This window comes from Pseudomonas sp. BRM28 (assembly GCF_002939405.1).
Classification (GTDB): domain Bacteria; phylum Pseudomonadota; class Gammaproteobacteria; order Pseudomonadales; family Pseudomonadaceae; genus Aquipseudomonas; species Aquipseudomonas palmensis.
Genome location: NZ_PEFV01000001.1, coordinates 4858606 through 4873698, shown reverse-complemented (window position 1 = coordinate 4873698; position 15093 = coordinate 4858606). Strand labels below are relative to the sequence as shown.

15 protein-coding genes are annotated in these 15093 nt (G+C 65.8%); 9 read left to right on the top strand and 6 right to left on the bottom strand.

The annotated features are described in order from the left end of the window. Positions 1–54: 54 nt before the first annotated feature. From asd to CR917_RS22540, 3 genes are read right to left on the bottom strand one after another with little or no spacing between them, the layout of a single operon-like run. Positions 55–921, bottom strand: coding sequence for an archaetidylserine decarboxylase (asd, locus tag CR917_RS22550; protein ID WP_043863551.1), 867 nt, complete (start codon positions 919–921; stop codon positions 55–57). Positions 922–930: 9 nt separating this feature from the next. After that, complete coding sequence (locus tag CR917_RS22545; protein WP_043863550.1) at positions 931–1737, bottom strand: rhodanese-like domain-containing protein; 807 nt, start codon at positions 1735–1737, stop codon at positions 931–933. Positions 1738–1783: 46 nt separating this feature from the next. Next, complete coding sequence (locus CR917_RS22540; RefSeq protein WP_054916178.1) at positions 1784–3304, bottom strand: HDOD domain-containing protein; 1521 nt, start codon at positions 3302–3304, stop codon at positions 1784–1786. 148 nt (positions 3305–3452) lie between these two features. Between CR917_RS22540 and motA the strand changes: the two genes are divergently transcribed. Beyond that, positions 3453–4304 carry a flagellar motor stator protein MotA gene (motA, locus tag CR917_RS22535; protein ID WP_043863548.1) on the top strand — a complete coding sequence of 284 codons (852 nt, stop codon included), beginning with the start codon at positions 3453–3455 and terminating at the stop codon, positions 4302–4304. Between the two features lie 3 nt (positions 4305–4307). Continuing rightward, on the top strand, positions 4308–5324 hold the full coding sequence (gene motB, locus CR917_RS22530) for a flagellar motor protein MotB (protein ID WP_043863547.1): 1017 nt from the start codon (positions 4308–4310) through the stop codon (positions 5322–5324). A 67-nt stretch (positions 5325–5391) separates the two neighbouring features. Here motB and CR917_RS22525 read toward each other — a convergent pair whose 3' ends face one another. After that, positions 5392–5871 carry a toll/interleukin-1 receptor domain-containing protein gene (locus CR917_RS22525; RefSeq protein WP_054916177.1) on the bottom strand — a complete coding sequence of 160 codons (480 nt, stop codon included), beginning with the start codon at positions 5869–5871 and terminating at the stop codon, positions 5392–5394. A gap of 681 nt (positions 5872–6552) precedes the next feature. Between CR917_RS22525 and CR917_RS22520 the strand changes: the two genes are divergently transcribed. Then, positions 6553–6840 carry a DUF3077 domain-containing protein gene (locus CR917_RS22520; protein ID WP_058541598.1) on the top strand — a complete coding sequence of 96 codons (288 nt, stop codon included), beginning with the start codon at positions 6553–6555 and terminating at the stop codon, positions 6838–6840. Between the two features lie 3 nt (positions 6841–6843). Here CR917_RS22520 and rsgA read toward each other — a convergent pair whose 3' ends face one another. After that, positions 6844–7875, bottom strand: a complete 1032-nt coding sequence (rsgA, locus tag CR917_RS22515; protein ID WP_043863544.1) for a small ribosomal subunit biogenesis GTPase RsgA — start codon at positions 7873–7875, stop codon at positions 6844–6846. A 100-nt stretch (positions 7876–7975) separates the two neighbouring features. Here rsgA and orn point away from each other — a divergent pair, with 100 nt between their 5' ends. Continuing rightward, the gene (orn, locus tag CR917_RS22510; protein WP_043863543.1) at positions 7976–8518 is read left to right on the top strand and encodes an oligoribonuclease; all 543 of its coding nucleotides are present in this window, start codon (positions 7976–7978) and stop codon (positions 8516–8518) included. Between the two features lie 90 nt (positions 8519–8608). Beyond that, entirely contained in the window at positions 8609–9223 is a 615-nt protein-coding gene (locus CR917_RS22505) for a trimeric intracellular cation channel family protein (protein ID WP_173925102.1), read from the top strand. Between the two features lie 87 nt (positions 9224–9310). On the opposite strand, the gene queG is transcribed toward CR917_RS22505, so the two are convergent. Further along, a complete protein-coding gene (gene queG, locus CR917_RS22500; protein WP_043863541.1) occupies positions 9311–10378 on the bottom strand; it encodes a tRNA epoxyqueuosine(34) reductase QueG in 1068 nt (355 codons plus the stop codon). 64 nt (positions 10379–10442) lie between these two features. On the opposite strand from queG, the gene CR917_RS22495 reads away from it, so the two are divergent. Genes CR917_RS22495 through mutL form a run of 4 tightly spaced genes read left to right on the top strand, consistent with a single transcriptional unit; the run spans position 10443 to position 15093 of the window. Further along, positions 10443–11303: an NAD(P)H-hydrate dehydratase gene (locus CR917_RS22495; protein WP_058541594.1), complete on the top strand. Its 861-nt coding sequence runs from the start codon at positions 10443–10445 to the stop codon at positions 11301–11303. After that, positions 11291–11761 carry a tRNA (adenosine(37)-N6)-threonylcarbamoyltransferase complex ATPase subunit type 1 TsaE gene (tsaE, locus tag CR917_RS22490; RefSeq protein ID WP_043863539.1) on the top strand — a complete coding sequence of 157 codons (471 nt, stop codon included), beginning with the start codon at positions 11291–11293 and terminating at the stop codon, positions 11759–11761. The genes CR917_RS22495 and tsaE overlap by 13 nt, the downstream gene beginning before the upstream one ends. A 3-nt stretch (positions 11762–11764) precedes the next feature. Next, complete coding sequence (locus CR917_RS22485; protein ID WP_196932996.1) at positions 11765–13189, top strand: N-acetylmuramoyl-L-alanine amidase; 1425 nt, start codon at positions 11765–11767, stop codon at positions 13187–13189. Continuing rightward, positions 13186–15093, top strand: a complete 1908-nt coding sequence (gene mutL / locus CR917_RS22480; RefSeq protein ID WP_104572991.1) for a DNA mismatch repair endonuclease MutL — start codon at positions 13186–13188, stop codon at positions 15091–15093. Before CR917_RS22485 ends, mutL begins: the two co-directional genes overlap by 4 nt.

Here is a 15093-nt window from a genome sequence, read left to right as displayed (position 1 = left end):
AGGCCCGACAGCCAGGCACAAAAAAGCCCGCATCGCTGCGGGCTTTTTGTTGGGTCAGGCGTGCTGCGCCGGCAACCCCAGGCATTCGCCCATGTTCACCACCGACCCCGCACCCAGCGATTCGGCCCACTTCACCTGCTCTGGCCCGAACAGCACCACAGCCGTCGAACCCAGCTTGAAGCGGCCCAGCTCGGCGCCTTTTTCCAGGTGGATCGGTGCACGCGCTGCCTCGTCGTAGCGGAAGGTCTTCAGCTCGCGCTTGGGCGGCGTGACCAGCCCGGCCCATACCGTCTCGACCGACGCCACGATCATCGCGCCCACCAGCACCACGGCCATCGGCCCGCGCTCGGTATCGAACAGGCACACCACGCGCTCGTTGCGCGCAAACAGTTCCGGCACGTTTTCGGCGGTGGTCTGGTTGACCGAGAACAGCCGGCCCGGCACGTAGATCATCTCGCGCAGGGTACCGGCCAGCGGCATGTGCACGCGGTGGTAGTCCTTGGGCGACAGGTAGATGGTGGCGAATTCGCCGCCCATGAACGGCGCAGCATTGGCCGGGTCGCCGCCCAGCAGCTCAAGGGCGCTGAAGCTGTGGCCCTTGGCCTGGAAAATGCGGCCATGCTCGATCGGGCCCAGCTGGCTGACAGCGCCGTCGGCCGGGCACAGGATCGCCCCCGGAGTCTGGTCCAGCGGGCGTGCATCCGGCTTGAGCGCGCGGGTGAAGAATGCGTTGAAGTGCTCGTAGGCGGTCAGGTCTTCGACCTGGGCCTGGGACATGTCGACCTGGTAGCGCTTGGCGAACCACGCGGTGAAGGCATTCTTGAACCATTTCACGCGGCATTCGGCCACGCAGCCGGCCAGGCGCGACAGCAGGTGGTGGGGCAGCAGGTACTGGCTGATGATGAACAAGCGGGATTTCATTGAATTTCCTTAAACTTCTACAGGCGTGTCGGGGTGGTTGCCCCATTCGCCCCATGAGCCGGCATAGGCCTTGACCCGTGGGTAGCCCAGGTGTTTGGCCACAAGATAGGTGAAGCCGGAGCGGTGGTGGGTCTGGCAGTGGGTAATCACTTCCTTGTCGCGGGTGATGCCCAACTGCTCGAGGATCTGGGGCATGTCCTTGCGGATGCGCAGGTGATCGTTCTGGTCCATGCCGGCCGTCCACTCGAAGTTGACCGCGCCCGGGACGTGTCCGCCCTTGGCGGCCAGCACTTTCTCACCCCGGTATTCCTGCGGGCTGCGCGCATCCCAGACCGCCAGGTCGGCAGCGCCCAGGCGGCTTTGCAGGTATTCGCGGGTGGCGGTGGGGGCTTCGTGCAGGGTCAGGCTGACGCTGCCGGCAGCGGGCGCGGGCACATCGGTCGAGAGCTCGCCCGTCCAGCCCAGCGCGCCACCGTCGAGGTAGTGGTAGCGGGTATGGCCGATCACATCCAGCAACCAGATGAAGCGCCCGGCCCAGCCGCCGCCTTCGTCGTCATACACCACATACACGGCGTCCGGGTTGTGCCCCAGCTCGCCGAACAGCTTTTCCAGGTCGCCTTGGCTCGGCAGCAGCCCGGGCGCCGGTGGCTGGCCCAGCTGGGTGCGCTTGGGGTCGACGAAGCGCGCACCGGGAATGTGCCCGCTGCCATAGCGTTTCGTGCTGGTCAGGTCGACCAGGATCAGCCCCGGCGCATCCAGGCGGGCTTGCAGGTCGGCGGGTTCAATCACCAGGGGCAAGCCGGAAAAGTCAGTCATCCAGAGTCTCCAGATCGGAACAGAGTGGGCGATTGTAGCGCATGGGTCAGGTGCTGCGGTTGCTGAAGGCGGTGAGGGCGCGCTCGATGCACTGGGCGGTCTTGCCGAACGCCTGCACGCTGATCTCCGAGAACGGGCCGCCGCCCTGGTCGGCCAGCACCACCATCACCACCTTGCCGTTGCTCGACAGCGAGCGCAGCAGCAGGTGCTGGCCGCGGAACAGCACGCGCAGGGTGCCGGGCAGCAGGGCACCGAACTGGGCATAGTTGTCAGGGGTCAGGCGCAGTTGTGCCGACTGGGTCAGCAGGCGTTGCAGCAGCTTGCTCTGGGCGAGCGGCACCACCAGGCCGCCGGCCTCGGCGGGCAGTCCGGCGATCTGGTGCACGCGCAGGTGGGTCATGCCCTTGTCGGCCATCAGCATCATCACCCGCTGCATGCCGCAGGCCACCAGGGCATCGCGGGCGTAGGTGGTCAGGTGCATGGCGTTGGTGAATGCACTGGGCTCCACCAGCAGGTCGGCGCAGTACTTGCGCCAGGCCCCCAGCGATTCGGTCGAGGGTACGTCGGCAGGCCGCAGGCGGCGGTGCACGTAGTGCGAGCCGGTCGGCCAGATCAGCGATTCGGCGGGGTGGTAGAGGTCGTCGTCGGCGTGCAGGCGCGCACTGTTGGCGGCCTGCTGGTGCACCTGTTGCTGCACGTCGCTCAGCGGCACCTGCAGGTACAGGCTGGTCAGGCGTTGCCAGCGCTGGCTGTGCGGGCAGTCCCAGGCGTGCTGCGCCGCCAGGGCCAGGCCGTTGGCAAGCAGCACGGTGTTGGCCGGCTGGTTGAGCCAGCGGCGCAGGGCCGGGTCGGCGTCCAGCAGCTGTTGCTGGCGCAGCGGGTTGTCGTGCAGGCGGGCGATGTGCATGACCTTGACCAGCAGGCGGCGTTCTTCGCTGAGCACGTGATAGCCCTGGGTGACCCAGTTGGGCAGGCGCCAGTAGTCGGCCAGGGCGCGGCACAGCGCCAGCAGGGGTACACCGAACAGTTCGCGCTCCACGCGCAGGGCCGGCTCGCCGCGGTGCACCACGCGCACTTCCCATTCCTCGATCAGCTTGGGGTGCGCCAGGGCCAGGGTCCACAACGGCGAGAGGAACAGCAGGCTGCCCCAGTGGATCTCCTGCCACAGCCGCGCCAGTTGGCTGGCGAACAGGCCGCTGGCCTGCTGGCTGGCATGCAGGCTGATCATCTGCAGGTGGCGCAGGGCCTTGGGGATCTGCGCCGGCGGCGCGGTGGGCAGGCGCAGCAGCAGTTCTTCGGCGCGCTTGAGGCCAAGCCGGTTGAGGGCGATTTCCAGGCTTTCGGCCGGCTCGGCCATGCTGGCGTGGGTATGCCGGTTGGCTTCGCGCATCACGCTGAGCACCAGCGCGGGGCTGTCCTGCATCAGATCGGCGATGTCACGCAGCGAGCGGCGGCTGTCGCCGATGGCGGCTTTTACCCGCTCGTGACTGTCCAGCGGCACCGGCAGTTGCACGCTGTCGAGCAGTTTGATCCAGGCGTCTAGGGTCTTTGGAATTTGAGTTGGCACGTGAGTTCACTAGGCATGCTGGGAGGTGGCCGAACTGGCTTTTCGCCTTGACTGGCTATAGTCTGGCGCAGAACTGCCGATAAGTAGAAGAAGAGTTTTACGAACTTCCGCCCCCGACCCTGACCACGACAGTAAGTGCTTCCAATCTATGGCTAAAATTATCGGCATCATTGTCGTATTCGCGAGCGTGCTTGGCGGATACGTTCTTTCTCACGGCAAGATCGCGGCCCTGATTCAGCCTTTCGAGGTGCTGATCATCGGCGGTGCCGCCTTTGGTGCGTTCCTGCAGGCCAACCCCGGCTACATGACCATGCACGTGATCAAGAAGTCGCTGAGCATGTTCGGCTCGCGCTTCTCGCACACCTTCTATATAGAAGTGCTGGGCCTGATCTACGAGATCCTCAACAAGAGCCGGCGCGAAGGCATGATGGCGATCGAGGGCGATATCGAAGACGCCGCGGCCAGCCCGATCTTCGCCAAGTACCCGGCGGTACTCAAGGATGAGCGCATGACCGCGTACATCTGCGACTACCTGCGCATCATGTCCACCGGCAACATGGCCCCGCACGAGCTCGAAGGCCTGTTCGACATGGAACTGCTGAGCATGAAGGAAGAGCTCGACCACCCGTCCCATGCCGTGACCGGCATCGCCGACGGCATGCCCGGCTTCGGTATCGTGGCGGCGGTACTGGGTATCGTGGTGACCATGGCTTCGCTGGGCGAGGGCGACCAGAAGTCCATCGGCCTGCACGTGGGTGCGGCGCTGGTGGGTACCTTCTTCGGTATTCTGGCGGCCTACGGCTTCTTCGGCCCGCTGGCCACCTCCCTGGCCCACGACGCCAAGGAAGAGGTCAACGTGTACGAGGCGATCAAGGCCGCACTGGTGGCGTCGGCCTCCGGCATGCCGCCATCGCTGGCGGTGGAGTTCGGTCGCAAGGTGCTGTTCCCCAAGCACCGTCCAAGCTTTGCCGAGCTGGAACAAGCAGTTCGCGGTCGCTGATCCATGGAAAACAATCAGCCGATCATCATCAAGCGCGTAAAGCGCTTCGGCGGCGGCCATCACGGCGGCGCCTGGAAAATCGCGTTCGCCGACTTCGCCACGGCGATGATGGCGTTCTTCCTTGTGCTGTGGCTGCTGTCCACCGCCACGCCCGAGCAGAAGATCGCGATTGCCGGCTACTTCAAGGACCCGATCGGGTTCTCCGAGAGTGGCACCCCGTACATCATCGACCTGGGCGGCTCGCCGGAGCTGGCCCCGGAAAAGACCATCAACCCTGAAGTGCAGTCCGAGCCGACGCCTGACACCAGCATCCAGCTGGACAAGGACGCGGTCGAGAGCATGGCCGAGCAGGTCGAGAAAGACCGCTTGAACCTGGTGCTGCAGGAGCTGCAGAACAAGGTCGAAGAAAACCCGCAACTGCAGAAGTTCAAGGACCAGATCCTGTTCGAGATCACCCAGGACGGCCTGCGCATCCAGATCATGGACGCCGAGAACCGGCCGATGTTCGACCTGGGCAGTGCGCGCCTGCAGCCGTACTTCGAGGACATCCTGCTGGCCATGGCCGACACCATCAAGGCGGTGCCGAACAAGATCAGCATCAGCGGCCACACCGATGCCAAGCCCTACGCCGGCACCGGTGATTACGGCAACTGGGAGCTGTCGGCCAACCGTGCCAACGCGGCGCGTCGGGCGCTGGTGGCCGGTGGCTATCCGGATGCCCAGGTGGCGCGGGTGGTGGGGTATGCATCGTCGTCGCTGTTCGACCGCGAGAACCCGCTCAACCCGGTGAACCGTCGTATCGACATCATCGTGCTGACCAAGAAGGCCCAGCGCACCATCGAGGGCGAACAGACCTCGCCGACGCCGCCGGACGCAGCCCAGCCGGGCGCGGCACCTGCGCCGGGCGCTGCGGCACCGACGCCCGAGCCCGAGCCGATGCAGCCGCGTGAACTGCGCGAGAAGCTGAACATCTTCGAGGATGGCGTGTTGAAGATGGACGAGCCCAACAAGCCGCAGTGAGCCGGCAGCCGACAACGCCCGCATGGAGTGATCCGTGCGGGCGTTGTGCTGTGTGGGGTTCGGCATTTCAGTAGCCGCGACCGATGCTGGCCTTGAGCTCGGCCTGGAAGTGCTGGGCATTGCAGCGATTGTCGCCGGGTGCGGCCTGCGTGGGCAGGTTGAGGGCGCGGCCAAGGGTGTGTTCCAGGCGGTAAGCGCTGACGAACAGGTCCAGGTCGGCGGCTTGCGCCATGGCCGGCAGTTCGCCCAGGTAGGTGGGGCTGGCCGGCTCGCCCAGCTGGAACGTGGCGACCCGTCGGTCGGCCAGCGCTGCGGCGCCCAGTGCGAAGGGCACCCACCAGGCGCCGCAGGTGTTGCCCGACACCAGCACGATCAGGTGGGTGCAGCCGTGCAGGCTGCGGCTGATGAGGGTGGTGAGGGTGCAGGCATCGTCGGCCTGGGGGTCGATGGCCTCCAGGCAGGTGGCCAGGCCCTCGAGGCGCAGGTGCTCGCCGATGGCCATGGCGGCGGCCAGGTCGTTGCGGCAGTAGAGGAGTGAGACTGGCATCCGGAGGTCCCTGGTGGGCGCAAATCTGGTGCGGGATACCTTTGATGATTACGACGCGTGGTGCAAGGCGTGGGATTGAATCAGGAGGTGGACTACATGCCTGGGTGAAAAGGCCTACAAATGTGTTGCGACAACTGACGCCTTCGCCGGCAAGGCCGGCTCCTACAGGTGTCCGCGTAAGGCGAATCTTCGGAATTTCCCTATTCCCTGTAGGCCCCTTCCCAATCATACTTTTGCCGCTTTCCCGCCATTGCGGTGGTCACGGTAGCGCTCTAGTCTGCGTCGCGTCGTTGGTGTTCAACGACCGGTTTTGACAGGCCGTTACTGATTTCGGACCACATGTGCATCGCTTTATGGCGGCTGTGCGTGGGGCACTTCGTGTGCGCCGAGTTCCGGTATCCTCGGTCTGTCAACCCGCGTACAGCTGCCACCTATTTGTTTGACAGCAAAGCGTGGTAGCTCCACTGATACTGGAGTTGGTCATGTTGAAAATCGTCCCCGATCCACCCCAATACGCCAATCTGCCCCTCGAAGACATCCTCTCGTGCACTGATCGCGAGCGCTGTGCGCTCGTTCGCCGGCAAGGCCGGCTCCTACAAAGGCTCGCAGTACCTGTAGGAGCCGGCCTTGCCGGCGAAGACGCCCGTAGAGCCAATTAATAAAGTCGTCGGGAGATAACAGATGGAAAACAGCTCAGTCTTCAAGACACTAGGCGTCGGCACTTTCGGCGAAGGCGAGGGTGGCCCGAGCGCCGAGCGTCTGTTTCGCGTGCAAGCCGGGCACAACGCCGACTTCGCCCTGGAACAATCGGCCCTGCTGCTCAGTTGCGCCTACAAGCTCACCTTGCAAGCCGGCATCGAGCCGGATGGCACGCTTGTCTGGGCGGCACATTACCTGAGCGGCATGTCCAAGGCCCTGGTCGAGGATGTGGCGCATGCGATGTTCATCGAACAAACGCCTGCGCCATGACCGTCAGTAGCTGTCCTGCGGCAGGCTGGCAATGATCGAGCGATAGCTGTTCATGCGCTGCTGCTGCACGCGCCCGTCTTCCAGCGCCTTGAGCAGCGCACAGCCCGGCTCGCGGTCGTGCTTGCAGTCGCGGAAGCGGCAGGTGCCGATCAGGTCGTTGAACTCGATGAAGCCGGCCTCCACGTCCGCCCGGCTCACGTGCCCCAGGCCGAACTCGCGAATGCCCGGCGAGTCGATCAGCTCACCGCCACCCGGGAAGTGATACAGCCGCGCGGTGGTGGTGGTGTGCTGGCCCTGGCCCGACCACTCCGACAGCTCGCCCACGCGGGTGTCGACATCGGGCAGCAGGCTGTTGACCAGCGACGACTTGCCCACCCCGGACTGGCCGACGAACACGCTGATGTGCCCATCGAGCAAGGTCTGCAACTGCTGCATGCCGTCGCCATGGTGCGCCGACACTTCCAGCAGCGGGTAACCCAGCTGACGGTACACCGCCAGCAGCGCATTCAGCGCCGGGGCGTTCTGCTCGTCGATCAGGTCGGCCTTGTTCAGCAGCAGCAGCGGGCGGATACCGGCATGCTCGGCGGCCACCAGGTAACGGTCGATCAGGTTGGCATGCGGCTCGGGGGCCGGGGCGAACACGATCACGATCAGGTCGACGTTGGCCGCCACCGGCTTGAGCTGGCCACGGCTGTCGGGGCGGCACAGCTCGGTGCTGCGCGGCATCTGCGCCACGATCACGCCGATACCCTGGTTGCCGGCGCGCCATACCACCTTGTCACCAGTGACCAGCGCCGGCAGGTTGGCGCGCAGGTGGCAACGGAACACCTGGCCGGCCACGTCGCCGTCCTGTGCTTCGACTTCCACCTGCACGCCGAAGTGTGCAATCACCAGGCCCAGTTGTTCAGGCCCCAGGTCGCCGCCTTCGAGGGTGTCCAGCGTGTGCTGTTCGCGTTTGGCAGCGCGGGCGGCGCGCTCACCCTGGATTTTTTCGATGCGCCAGTTCTGGCGGCGATTGAGCTGGCGTTTGGCCATGTAGGTCTCGTTTCGTCAAGCAAAGCATGTGAGGGTGCAACGGCGTCGAGTCTAGCACGCTCCACTAGGCTAAACTGCGCGCCTACCGAGGAGCAGAATCATGCAGAACCCACAGAACCTGATCTGGATCGATCTGGAAATGACCGGCCTGGATCCGGACAGCGACGTCATCATCGAGATGGCCACCATCGTCACCGACAGTGACCTGAACACCCTGGCCGAAGGCCCGGTGATCGCCATCCACCACAGTGACGAGGTGCTGGCGCGCATGGACGAGTGGAACACCCGTACCCACGGCAACTCCGGCCTGACCCAGCGCGTGCGCGAGAGCAAGGTGAGCATGGCCGAGGCCGAGGCCGAGACGATCCGCTTCCTGGAGCAGTGGGTGCCCAAGGGCAAGTCGCCGATCTGCGGCAACAGCATCTGCCAGGACCGTCGCTTCCTGTACCGCCACATGCGCGAGCTGGAGAATTTCTTCCACTACCGCAACCTGGACGTGTCCACCCTCAAGGAGCTGGCCGCACGCTGGGCTCCCGAGGTGCGCGACAGCTTCAAGAAGGGTGGCACGCACCTGGCGCTGGACGATATTCGCGAATCCATCGCCGAACTGCGCCACTACCGCGAGCACTTCATCAAGTTCTGACCCGCACTGCGCCAACAATCGTTGGCGCGCCCCCTTTTGGTGCCTGGGGCAACTGGGTAGACTGCGCGCCTCTTTGCACGGACCTGCGCCATCATGCTGTTGATGCTCTATTTGATCGCCATTACCGCCGAAGCCATGACCGGGGCGCTGTCGGCCGGGCGGCGCGGCATGGACTGGTTCGGCGTGGTGCTGATCGCCTGCGTCACGGCCCTGGGCGGAGGCTCGGTGCGCGACGTGCTGCTGGGCCACTACCCGCTGACCTGGGTGAAGCACCCGGAGTACCTGGTGCTGACCAGCGTGGCGGCCTTGATCACCATTTTCATCGCGCCGCTGATGCGCCACCTGCGTTCGCTGTTTCTGGTGCTCGATGCGCTGGGGCTGGTGGCGTTCACCCTGATTGGCTGCATGACCGCGCTGGAAATGGGCCAGGGCATGCTGGTGGCGTCGATCAGCGGGGTGATCACCGGCGTGTTTGGCGGCATCCTGCGGGATATCTTCTGCAACGACATTCCGCTGATCTTCCGGCGTGAGCTGTATGCCAGCGTGTCGTTTCTGGCGGCGTGGTTCTACCTGGGGTGCGTGTACTTCAAGGTGCCGGGGGAGCAGGCGATTCTGCTGACGCTGTTTGGCGGGTTGCTGCTCAGGCTGCTGGCGATACGGTTTCGCTGGGAAATGCCGAAGTTCCAGTACAACGACGAGCATTGAGGGCCTGTTCGCCAGCAAGGCTGGCTCCTACAGACGGCACCGGCCTGTGTAGGAGCCGGCCTTGCCGGCGAAGGCCGCACCGCCTGCCTAGAGGCGTGCCTGATGCTGACGCAGCGCCCACTCCACATGCTCCCTCACCAGCTCCGACGGATACTCCCGCCGCGCCTGGAGCGCCTCCAGCACCGGGATGGTCGAGGGCGCATTGCCCAGCCCCACCGCCAGGTTGCGCAACCAGCGCTCATACCCTGCCCGGCGCAGCGGCGAGCCTTCGGTGCTGGCCAGAAACGTCTCTTCATCCCACATGAACAGCTCCGCCAGCCCGGCGTTGTCCAGCCCGTGGCGCGGCTTGAAATCCGCTTCGCCGGTGGGCCGGGCAAAGCGGTTCCACGGGCACACGATCTGGCAATCGTCACAGCCGAACACCCGGTTGCCGATCAGCGGCCGCAGCTCTTCGGGGATCGCGCTCTTCAGTTCGATGGTCAGGTACGAAATGCAGCGCCGCGCATCCAGCACATACGGCCCCACGAAGGCCTGGGTGGGGCAGATGTCCAGGCATGCACTGCACCGCCCGCAATGCTCGGTGGCCTGTGCCTCGTCCACCGGTAGCGGCAGGTCGACGAACAGCTCGCTGAGGAAGAAGTAGCTGCCCGCCTTGCGGTTGAGCAACAAGGTGTTCTTGCCGATCCAGCCCAGCCCGGCCTGTTCGGCGATGGCCTTTTCCAGCACCGGCGCGCTGTCGACGAAGGCGCGGAAGCCGAACGGCCCGATGTCTTTCTGGATGCGCTCGGCCAGGTGCTGTACGCGCTTGCGGACCAGCTTGTGGTAGTCGCGCCCCAGCGCATAGCGCGAGATGTAGGCCTTTTCGGGCTGGGCGAGCATCTGCGCCATCTGCGTGTCGCCCGGCAGGTAGTCCATGCGCAGCGACACCACGCGCAAGGTGCCCGGCACCAGCTCGTCGGGGTGCGAGCGTTTGCTGCCATGGGCGCCCATGTACTCCATCTCGCCGTGATAGCCCTCGGCCAGCCAGCGTTCCAGGTGTTTTTCGTGTTCGCCCAGCTCCACACCGGCAATGCCGACGTGCGCAAAGCCCAGTTCACGGCCCCAATCCTTGATCGATTGGGCGAGGGCGGGTAGATCGAGGGGGGAAGCAGACATGCGAAATAGGGCAACGATGACTCAGGTGCGTATAATTCTGCCAGACATCGGAGCCGAACGACGCATGCCTCAGACCAAACACCCTGCAAATCAGCCATTGGTGCTCACCAGCGTCACCCTGGCGAGCCTCGCGCCGCGCTCGAATGCCGCGCACAAGGGCGACTTCGGCCATGTGCTGGTGGTCGGTGGCGACCGTGGCACGGGCGGTGCGGTGCTGCTCAGTGCCGAGGCGGCGCTGCGCTGCGGCGCCGGCCTGGTGTCACTGGCCACCCGCAGCGAGCAGCTGCCCGCCGCGCTGGCCCGCCTGCCCGAGGTGATGAGCCTGGGCGTGCATTCGGCCAACCAGTTGATGGCGCCGATTGAACGCGCCACCGTACTGGTGGTCGGACCCGGACTGGGGCAGGCCGCCTGGGGGCGCAGCCTGCTCTCGGCGGTGGTGCCGGCCAGGCACGCCCAGGTGTGGGATGCCGATGCGCTGAACCTGCTGGCGCAAGCACCCTTGCCGCTGGCGGCGGGCAGCATCATTACCCCGCATCCGGGGGAGGCGGCGCGCCTGCTGGGGATTTCCACCGAAGCGGTGCAGGCCGATCGCTCCTGGGCGGCGCTCAAGCTGGCGCGCAAGTACGCGGCGGTGTGTGTGCTTAAAGGCGCCGGCACGCTGGTGGCCGACCCGGCCGGGCAATTGGCACTGTGCCAGCGCGGTCACCCGGCCATGGCCGGTGCCGGCCTGGGCGATGTGCTCAGCGGCGTGCTGGGTGCGCTGCTGGCCCAGGGCATGCCGGCCTGGGACGCCGCCTGCCTGGGGGTGTGGCTGCACGCCTGTGCCGGCGAGCGCCTGGGCGTACAAGGTCGCGGGCTGGCGGCCAGCGACCTGATACCGGTCATTCGTCAAGTTCTGGAGGAGCATTCAGCGTGTCAGGTGTAACCCTGTTTATGGCCGACGAAGCGGCCATGTGTGAGTTCGGTGCCCGTATCGCCCAGGTGACCAAGGGTCACGGCGTGATTTTCCTCGAGGGTGACCTGGGGGCCGGCAAGACCACCCTGTCACGGGGCATCATCCGTGGTCTGGGACACATCGGCGCGGTGAAAAGTCCTACCTTCACCGTGGTTGAGCCCTACGAGATTGGCGACATTCGTGCCTTCCATTTCGACCTGTATCGCCTGGTCGATCCGGAGGAGCTGGAGTTCATGGGCATTCGCGACTACTTCGAAGACGACGCCCTGTGCCTGTTCGAGTGGCCCCAGAAGGGGGCGGGCATTTTGCCAAAGCCCGACCTGACCATTACCATAAGCCCCCAGGCGGACGGGCGTTCGCTGAACCTGTTGCCGCAGGGCTCTCGCGGTGAAGCCTGGTGTGCCGCTCTGGCCTTGGATATCAATTAGAAAATGGGGATAGGTATGCGCTTTCGCGCACTGTTTGGCGTTGTAGGACTGCTGCTGGCGGCAGTAACCGTCGATGCCTTCGCGATCACGCAAGTAAAGAGTGTCCGTTTATGGCGTGCGCCGGACAACACACGCCTGGTGTTCGACCTGTCCGGCCCGGTGCAGCACAGTGTGTTCACCCTGACGGCCCCGGATCGCCTGGTGATCGACATCAATGGCGCAACCCTGGGTGCGCCTTTGAACGTGTCCACCTCCAATACCCCGATCACCAGCGTGCGCTCGGCGCAGCGCACCCCTACCGACCTTCGCGTGGTCATCGACTTGAAAAAGTCGGTGACGCCCAAGAGCTTCACCCTGGCGCCCAACGCCCAGTACGGCAACCGCCTGGTGGTCGACCTGTTCGATCAGGAATCCGACGCCACGCCACCCACCCCGACCCCGTCGGTGGCCACCACGCCGGCCGTGCCGGTGACCCCGACGCAGCCGGCGATCAAGCTGACCCCGGTGCCCAGCGGCAAGCGTGACATCGTGATCGCCATCGACGCCGGTCACGGCGGCGAAGACCCGGGTGCGTCCGGCTCGCGCGGCCAGCATGAGAAAGACATCGTGCTGGCCATCGCCAAGGAACTGCAGCGCCAGATCAACAGCGAGAAGGGCTTTCGCGCCGAGCTGACGCGTACCGGCGACTACTTCATCCCGCTGCGCAAGCGTACCGAGATTGCGCGCAAGAAGGGCGCCGACCTGTTCATCTCGATCCACGCCGACGCCGCACCGTCCAAGGCGGCCTTCGGTGCCTCGGTGTTCGCCCTGTCCGACCGTGGCGCCACGTCCGAGACGGCGCGCTGGCTGGCCGACAGCGAAAACCGCTCCGACCTGATCGGTGGTGCCGGCAACGTCAGCCTCGACGACAAGGACCGCATGCTTGCTGGCGTGCTGCTCGACCTGTCGATGACCGCCTCGCTCAGCTCCAGCCTCAACGTGGGGCAGAAGGTGCTGGGCAATATCGGCCGGGTCACCCCGCTGCACAAGCGCCGCGTGGAACAGGCCGGGTTCATGGTGCTCAAGTCGCCGGACATCCCGTCGATCCTGGTGGAAACCGGGTTCATCTCCAACGCCAACGAGGCCTCCAAGCTGGCCACTGCCAGCCATCAGCAGGCCCTGGCACGCTCGATCCACAGTGGCGTGCGCCAGTTCTTCCAGCAGAACCCGCCGCCGGGTACCTACATCGCCTTCCTGCGTGACAGCGGCAAGATCGCCCAGGGCCCGCGCGAGCACACCGTGCGTCCGGGCGAGACCCTGGCCATGATCGCGGTGCGCTACCAGGTCAGCGTGGCCAGCCTGCGCAGCACCAACGGCCTTAAAACCGATGAGCTGAAGGTGGGCCAGAACCTCGACGTACCGGCCACCACGCTGGCTGGCCAGCCATGAGCAGCGGCGCTCGCATCGAGCTGCTCAGCCCGCGGCTTGCCAACCAGATCGCCGCAGGCGAGGTGGTCGAACGCCCGGCCTCGGTGATCAAGGAGCTGCTGGAAAACAGCCTCGACTCCGGCGCCCGGCGCATCGACGTCGAGGTGGAGCAGGGCGGGGTCAAGCTGCTGCGGGTGCGCGATGATGGCAGCGGTATCGCTGCCGACGACCTGCCGTTGTCCCTGGCGCGGCACGCCACCAGCAAGATCCGCGACCTGGAAGACCTCGAACGGGTAATGAGCCTGGGCTTTCGCGGCGAGGCACTGGCGTCGATCAGCTCGGTCGCGCGCCTGACCCTGACCTCGCGCACCCGCGACGCCGACCAGGCCTGGCAGGTTGAAACCGAAGGCCGCGACATGTCCCCGCGGGTGCAGCCGGCAGCGCATCCGGTGGGTACCTCGGTCGAGGTGCGCGACCTGTTCTTCAATACCCCGGCCCGGCGCAAGTTCCTCAAGACCGAAAAAACCGAATTCGACCATCTGCAGGAAGTCATCCGGCGCCTGGCGCTGGCGCGCTTCGACGTGGCCTTCCATTTGCGCCACAACGGCAAGAGCGTCCTCAGCCTGCATGAAGCCCATGACGACACGGCCCGCGCACGGCGCGTGGCCTCGATCTGCGGCCCGGGCTTTCTGGAGCAGGCGCTGCCGATCGAGGTGGAGCGCAACGGCCTGCATCTGTGGGGCTGGGTCGGCCTGCCGACCTTCTCGCGCAGCCAGGCCGACCTGCAGTATTTCTTCGTCAACGGCCGTGCCGTGCGCGACAAGCTGGTCGCCCACGCGGTGCGCCAGGCCTACCGCGACGTGCTGTTCAATGGTCGGCACCCGACCTTCGTGCTGTTTCTGGAGGTCGACCCCACCGGCGTGGACGTGAACGTGCACCCTACCAAGCACGAGGTGCGCTTTCGTGACGGGCGCATGGTGCACGACTTCCTGTACGGCACCCTGCACCGGGCGCTGGCCGATGTGCGCCCGCAGGATCACCAGCCGGGTGCAGCCGCTGCCCCCGAGGTGGAGCGCCCCAGTGGCCTGCAGGCCGGCGAGTTCGGCCCCCAGGGCGAGATGCGCCTGGCCGCCAACCTGCTCGAACAGCCCCCGGCGCAGCCGATGCTGCACACGGCGGGCAGCGCCGCGGGCAGTGGCTCGGGCGCCGGCTACCAGTACCAGTACACCCCGCGTCCGGCCCAGGCATTGCCCGCGGCCGAGGCCCAGGGGGTGTATCGCGAATTCTTCGCCCCGCTGCCCGGCAGCGAGCCGGCCAACCTGCCTCAGGGCCAGGGCGATATTCCGCCGCTGGGCTATGCGCTGGCGCAGCTCAAGGGCATCTATATTCTTGCCGAGAACGCCCAGGGCCTGGTGCTGGTGGACATGCATGCGGCCCACGAGCGGATCATGTACGAGCGGCTCAAGGTGGCCATGGCCAGCGAGGGCCTGAGCGGCCAGCCGCTGCTGGTGCCCGAGTCTCTGGCCCTGAGCCAGCGCGAGGCCGATTGCGCCGAAGAACACGCGGCGTGGTTCCAGCGCCTGGGCTTCGAACTGCAGCGCCTGGGCCCGGAAAGCCTGGCGATCCGGCAGATCCCTGCGTTGCTCAAGCAGGCCGAGGCCAATCGCCTGGTGCAGGACGTGTTGGCCGACCTGATGGAATACGGCACCAGCGACCGTATCCAGGCACACCTGAACGAGCTGCTCGGTACCATGGCCTGTCATGGCGCGATTCGCGCCAACCGGCGCCTGGCCCTGCCGGAAATGAACGGCCTGCTGCGCGACATGGAAAACACCGAGCGCAGCGGTCAATGCAACCATGGCCGACCGACCTGGACCCAGATGGGCCTGGACGATCTGGACAAACTGTTCCTGCGCGGTCGCTGA